Annotated in this window: 7 protein-coding genes; all 7 read right to left on the reverse strand. The window is 66.6% G+C overall.

Annotated elements, in window-relative coordinates:
• Positions 1-287: 287 nt before the first annotated feature.
• The gene (locus tag A9W99_RS14880; RefSeq protein ID WP_156623109.1) at positions 288-1,235 is read right to left on the reverse strand and encodes a Ppx/GppA phosphatase family protein; all 948 of its coding nucleotides are present in this window, start codon (positions 1,233-1,235) and stop codon (positions 288-290) included.
• On the reverse strand, positions 1,226-1,708 hold the full coding sequence (locus A9W99_RS14885) for a DUF501 domain-containing protein (protein WP_067379049.1): 483 nt from the start codon (positions 1,706-1,708) through the stop codon (positions 1,226-1,228). Before A9W99_RS14885 ends, A9W99_RS14880 begins: the two co-directional genes overlap by 10 nt.
• Entirely contained in the window at positions 1,701-2,357 is a 657-nt protein-coding gene (locus tag A9W99_RS14890) for a septum formation initiator family protein (RefSeq protein ID WP_067379063.1), read from the reverse strand. Before A9W99_RS14890 ends, A9W99_RS14885 begins: the two co-directional genes overlap by 8 nt.
• Positions 2,358-2,368: 11 nt before the next feature.
• On the reverse strand, positions 2,369-3,658 hold the full coding sequence (eno, locus tag A9W99_RS14895; protein WP_067379070.1) for a phosphopyruvate hydratase: 1,290 nt from the start codon (positions 3,656-3,658) through the stop codon (positions 2,369-2,371).
• Between the two features lie 72 nt (positions 3,659-3,730).
• Entirely contained in the window at positions 3,731-4,456 is a 726-nt protein-coding gene (locus A9W99_RS14900) for a lytic transglycosylase domain-containing protein (RefSeq protein WP_067379149.1), read from the reverse strand.
• Positions 4,457-4,719: 263 nt separating this feature from the next.
• Positions 4,720-5,778, reverse strand: a complete 1,059-nt coding sequence (locus tag A9W99_RS14905; RefSeq protein WP_067379077.1) for a nucleoside triphosphate pyrophosphohydrolase — start codon at positions 5,776-5,778, stop codon at positions 4,720-4,722.
• Positions 5,775-6,340: TRCF domain-containing protein (locus A9W99_RS14910; protein WP_371514963.1), on the reverse strand; the 566-nt coding region annotated here is incomplete at its 5' end. The genes A9W99_RS14910 and A9W99_RS14905, both read right to left, overlap by 4 nt.

Here is a 6,340-nt window from a genome sequence, read left to right on the forward strand (position 1 = left end):
GCACATAGCGTAGCTCGATCCCTTATAGATTCATGCACGAACTTTCGCACGCCGGTATGACATTCGCGGCCAGACGGGCATGTTGCGTCCAGTGTGAATCTACGGCTTTCCGTGTGAAACCAGGGCGCTCATCACCGGAAATCCCGCCCTCACTACACTCCGAAAGCCCCAGATTCACAACCAAATTCCGAAGTGTCGCGCCAGTCAGCGCCCACTGCGTAAAACAACTCAGGCTGTCGCTACGAGGCGGGCAAAAGGGCATGTCCCTTCTTCTAGATACGCATGACTCAGTCCGCGATCGAGAGCGCGATCCCGTCCAGAATGTCGTGTTCGCTCACCGTCAGCTCGTCGATACCCGCCCGGTCATGCAGTTCACGTGCCAGCTCTTGCACCACGATCGCACCCCCGCCGATCACGTCGGCCCGGCCCTCGTGCATCGGCGGCAGCGCGGCACGCCCAGACCGCGTCATGCCAATCAGCCGGTCGCAGACCGCCAGCAGGTCACCCATCGCGACCCGCGAAAGATGAATGGTTGCAGCATCATACGCATTCAACCCGTGGGCCAGCGCGGACAGCGTGGTCATGGTGCCGGCGAGCCCGACCCAAGTCCGGGCTTCTTCGACCGGCACCGCCCGCAGCGCGGTTTCAAGCCTTTCACGAACCAATCGTCGTGCCGCCTCGACCTCCTCCGGCGTCGGCGGGTCGGAGTGCAAACACCGCTCGGTCAGCCGCACACAGCCGATGTCGGCCGAATAGCTTGCCACCACGCCGGATTCGCCGAGGACGATCTCGGTGGAGCCGCCACCCAGGTCGACGACGACGAAAGGCGCGCCAGCGCTGTTCAATTCGTCGACCGCTCCGTGGAACGACAACGAGGCTTCCGCATCGCCACTGATTACTTCGGCAATTGCGCCAGGGATCACCGCACCCAGCACGTCGGCAGTCATCGCGAAGAACTCATCACGATTGCCCACGTCGCGAGCGGCCGACGTGGCGACCATCCGCACCTTCTCGACGCGGTGCACCTTGAGCAGCGCCGCGTAGTCGGTCAGGGCCGACCGGGTTCGGGCCAGCGCGTCCGGCGCGAACTGACCCGTCGCGTCGACGCCCTGCCCCAATCGCACGATCCGCGTTTCGCGATGCACTTCGCGCAAGGACCCGACCTTCAAGTCGGCGATCAGCAGACGAATTGAGTTGGTGCCGCAGTCAATTGCGGCGACCCGGCTCACGGCCAACGCAGCACCTCCGCAATGCCCGGCTCGCCGGACAATAGTGCCAGCGCCTCATCACCGAGCGGATTCATCCCCGGTCCTTTGGCCAGCGAATGCGCGATCAGCACGTGCAGGCACTTGACGCGATCGGGCATGCCACCGGCGGAATAGGTGGTGCCCAACGACTCGATCGCGTCGCGCTCGGCCAGGTACGACTCGTGGGCACGCCGATACTTCGCGGCCAGATCGGGGTCCTGACGCAGCCGCTCGGTCATCTCACGCATTACCCCGGTCGTCTCCAGCCGGCTCGCGGCCGCGGTGAGGACCGGATGCGTCAGGTAGTACAACGTCGGAAATGGCGTGCCGTCAGGAAGTTTCGGGGCGGTCTTCACCACGCCGGGCTGACCGTCGGCGCAACGGTAGGAGATCTCGAGCACGCCGCGAGGCTCGCGACCGAGCTGACGCGCAACCGCCTCCAGGTCTGCGCGATCAACCACCGGGCGACGTGGGCTTGGGTAGTCCCGGTGGCCCGGGCTCGGTGGAGGGGGCCGGCGGACCGACGCTGGGTGGCAAGTGGGGCGCATCGGCGATGGTATGCCACAGCGAGGTGTACCAGGGGTTGTTGCCGGCCGGCTTCGGTGCGTCGGAGCCCGGCTGCGGGGATACCGTTGCCGTCGCGGGTAGTTGCACCTGGAACGGGATGTCCCCGGGCTTCACGAAACCGAGGCGCTCACGGGCCTGCGCCGCGATGTACGCCGGGTCGGCGAGCTTGTCCTTGCGCTGCTGGAGCTCGCCGATCTGCTGGCGCAGTGCGGCTTCGGACGCGGCCAACTGATTCATCTCCGTCTGCTGCTGAAAGTACGTGCGTACCGGGCCGGCGATGGTCAGCGTCAGCACGCACACGACGATGGCCAGGATCGCGGCGCGCCGCGCGGTGAAACCCAGCCGCTGCTCGGACCGCTGCTCCACCGACTCGTTGATCGACTGCTTGATGGGTTCGATGACCTGCTCGCGCAGGCTTCGCGTCGCGCCGGCGTGCGGGGCCTGCGCGGCTTTGGCGGGCTTGGCAGACCGACGGGCCCGGGCCGAGTCGCCGGCCTTCCCCGGACGCGAGGCCGGAGAGCGACGTTTCCCGTTGGCTGCCAATGTAGTTCAGCTTATTTCGAGTCCAGAGCGAATCGTGGGAAAGCGAGGTCACCGGCGTAGCGGGCGGCATCACCGAGTGCCTCTTCGATCCGCAACAGCTGGTTGTATTTGGCGACGCGCTCGCTGCGGGCCGGCGCTCCGGTCTTGATCTGCCCGCTGCCGACCGCCACTGACAGGTCGGCGATCGTGGTGTCCTCCGTCTCGCCGCTGCGGTGACTCATCATCGTGCGGTACCCGCTGTGGTGGGCCAAGGCGACCGCGTCCAGCGTCTCGGTCAGCGTGCCGATCTGATTCACCTTGACCAGCAACGCGTTTGCCACACCCTTTTCGATGCCGTCTTCGAGGCGTTCGGGATTGGTGACGAAGATGTCGTCGCCGACGATTTGCACCCGGTCGCCGATCGCCGCCGTCAGAGCGGCCCAGCCGTCCCAATCATCTTCGGACAGTGGGTCTTCGATGGACACCAAGGGGTATTGCCCAAGCAGTCCGCCGTAGAACTCGGCCATCTGCTCGGCGGTGCGGGTCGCGCCCTCGAATTTGTAGCCGGTGCCTTCGGTGAAGAACTCGGTAGCCGCGGCGTCCAGGGCCAGCCCCACGTCGGTACCCAGCGTGAAGCCGGCCGACTCGATGGCCCGGCCGATCAAATCCAAAGCAGCGGTGGTGCCCGCGACATCCGGGGCGAAGCCGCCTTCGTCGCCCAAGCCGGTGGACAGCCCCTCCTTCTTCAGCACCGACTTGAGCGAGTGGTACACCTCGGCACCCCAGCGCAGCGCCTCCGCGAAGCTCGGCGCACCGATCGGGGCCACCATGAACTCCTGAATGTCGACGGCCGTGTCGGCGTGCGCACCGCCGTTGAGGATGTTCATCATCGGCACCGGCAGAATGTGCGCATTAGGCCCGCCGACGTAGCGGAACAGCGGCAGCTCGGCGGAATCCGCAGCAGCCTTGGCGACGGCCAGGGAGACCCCCAGAATCGCGTTGCCGCCCAACCGTGACTTGTCCGGGGTGCCGTCCAGATCCACCAGCGCCTGGTCGACGAGGCGCTGGTCGTCGGCGTTGAGTCCGATCACCGCCGGGGCGATCTCGTCGAGCACGGCCTGCACTGCTTTCTTCACGCCCTTGCCGCCGTACCGATCGCCGCCGTCGCGCAATTCGACCGCCTCGTGCTCCCCGGTCGACGCGCCGGACGGCACCGCAGCGCGGGCGAATGTTCCGTCGATCAGCGCGACCTCGACCTCGACCGTCGGGTTGCCACGGGAATCGAGGATCTCGCGGGCACCGACCTGCTCGATAATCGGCACTGGGTTCTCCTTTGCGCTCTCTGAAAGGTCCCGGCAGCCTTAGCGTAAGGCCTGGGTCAGCGCCCTATCCTGCTACAACGGGTGACCCGCCGCATAGGCGGTCGCCCAGTCCCGGACCGCACGCGCGTAAACGCCCGAATTGTTGTATGCCCGCAGCGCGGTTATCCATCCTCGTGGTGTCGCGAGATCCTTTCCGCGCCAACACAAATATCCTGCAGCCGAAAGGGCGGCATCGTCGATGTTATCCGCGCTCACCGCGCCGTCGTTGTTGGCGTCGACGCCGTACAACCGCCAGGTCTCCGGAATGAACTGCATCGGCCCCATCGCCCGCACCACCCCGCTCCCGTCCGAGGGGGCGCCGTCGTCGACGATGCGCAGCGTGCCGCCGGTTCCGTCGAGGTGAACACCCCGGATCGGCGGAGTCACATCCCCGTTGGGAGCCACCGCCGCACCCCGGTAGGTGCCGTGATGACTCTCCACTTGCCCGATTCCCGCCAGCGTGGTCCACGCGATGTGGCACTTGGGGTTCTCGACCTCGGCGCCCCGCGCGGCGTAGGCGTAGGCCTCGAGCGCGACGACCGGTATCTCCAGTGCGGGAGCGCGCTTCTCCGCCCACTCACGCAACTGATCCGCGGGCCGGCCACTGGCATAGGTATCCACCGGCGGCACCGGGTCACCCGACGGCGGCGGCACCCCGTCGGGGATGAAAAGGCTGAGCTGCCAGGTACAACTGGACGCCAAAAGCATGGCGGTCGCACCGATAACGGCGACCGCCCGCAACCAACGTCTCGGCGACACAGTGCTTACTTCGGCTTCCACGGCCCCGCGTGCATTTCCTCTTATTTCCGGCTAGCTAATCAACATCGTCCCATGGGATCGCCGGCAACCCTGTTTCCACTGGCCGGAATGGCGAACATTTCAGCGATTTTTCGGTTAGCTGCTAATGATTCTGGCTAGCAAATCGGACCCGACGACTTCGACGCCCAGCAGTCATAGCAAAGATTTAGCCGATCGCTCAAACGAAGTTGTGGGGGGACGACGCGCGTCGACCAGAAAAGCTGCTACCGACGGCCTTTGCGCTTCTTCGAGCCGCCGCTGGACGCCTTCGGCTTGTCGGCTTCGTCGGTTTCGTCGGCTTCCGGCACTTCCGGCGCTTCCGGCGCGAGGACGGCCGCTGCAGCAGGTGGCCAGTAGGCCCGCCACTCGTGCTCGGTGACCGCGCCCAGGGGAGCCACATCGAACTCCTCGGCAACGTCGTCTCCGCGACGCGCGGCGGCGATCGACCTCTCGACGCGGCGTACCGTGTCGGCGAATTCCAAAACGGCTGTGCGCAGCGCGTTTTCCGCATCGACATGGCTCAACAGCGAGATGGAGGTGATCTCGTCGGGGATCAGGTCGGCGGGCAACCCGGCGTTGCCGACTCGCTCAATCACCTTTTGCGCCAACGCCAGCGCCGGCTGGCCAGTATGCACGTCGTCCATCACCGATTGCCGTGGCTTTTCGGCGGCCTTGCGCTCTTCCCACTGAGCCAATTGATCTTCAAGCGAAATCGGGTTCCCGGCAAGCACTTCCGGCACCCGATTGCCGAGCTTCCGGATCAGGGCTGCGGCGACGTCGTCGATGGTGAAGGGCAGCTGCGGCGCATCCTCGGCGATACGCGCATGAAAGAGAACCTGCAGCAACACATCGCCCAGCTCTTCGCGCAGCTGGTCCGCGTTGCCGCTGCGGACCGCGTCCAACAGCTCGTAGGTCTCTTCCAGCAGGTACCTGCGCAACGAGTCGTGGGTCTGCTCGCTTTCCCACGGTCCGGCGACGCGCAGCTTGTCCATCATCGCGACCGCGTCGACCAGCCGTTCGCCGCGCGGTGTCGCCGGCGCCGCAATCAGCCGGGCGCCGGCGGCCAATCGCGCGGTGACGGCGGGGTGACTGGCATCCGACGACAACAACACCGGCGCTGGGGCGTCGGGGTCTCCGGAATGAACCGGGCGCGCAGCGGGCAGCGACCAGGGCACCGCGACGGGCATCTCCTCGGTGTACTGAACTTCACCGCTGAGGTATTCGATGGCTTCGACGGGCACCAGCGACGGGCGGCGTGGGTCGCACAAGATGACGATGGTCACGCTTGTTGCTCCTCACTCGAATTCGCTGCAGGGCCCGTTATACCAATTTCCTGCTGCGGTTTGCCCTGAAGGGCGGTGACCAAGTCGGCGACCATCTGGACCAGTTCGACATCGCGGATGCGAGGCGCGCCGACACCGCCGGCCCGCGGAATCGGAACCTGAACCGTTGACGTGGTGGCACGATAGCTCGCTCCCGGATGGATGCGCTTCAGGCGAACCTGGGCGGAATCCGGCAAATTCATCGGCGACAACCGCACCGTCGCCGCCGACGGCGCCGAAACCTCGGTGATGCCGGCGGCACGGCACAGCAGCCGCAAGCGCGCCACCGCGACCAGCCGCCGAGCCGGCTCGGGCAGCGGCCCGTAACGGTCGGTGAGCTCGTCTACGACCGCAGCGACGGCAGCGTCGTCACCCGCGGAGGCGAGACGACGGTAGCCCTCCAGCCGCAGCCGGTCGCTGGCGATGTAATCCGGCGGCAGGTGCGCCTCGCCCCGCCGGGGGCTGGGCCCCGGCGTGGCGCCCGGGCGGCGGGCCCCGCGTGCGGCGGGGGGCGCCCGGGGGG

The organism is Mycobacterium sp. 1164966.3, assembly GCF_001665395.1.
GTDB lineage: Bacteria > Actinomycetota > Actinomycetes > Mycobacteriales > Mycobacteriaceae > Mycobacterium.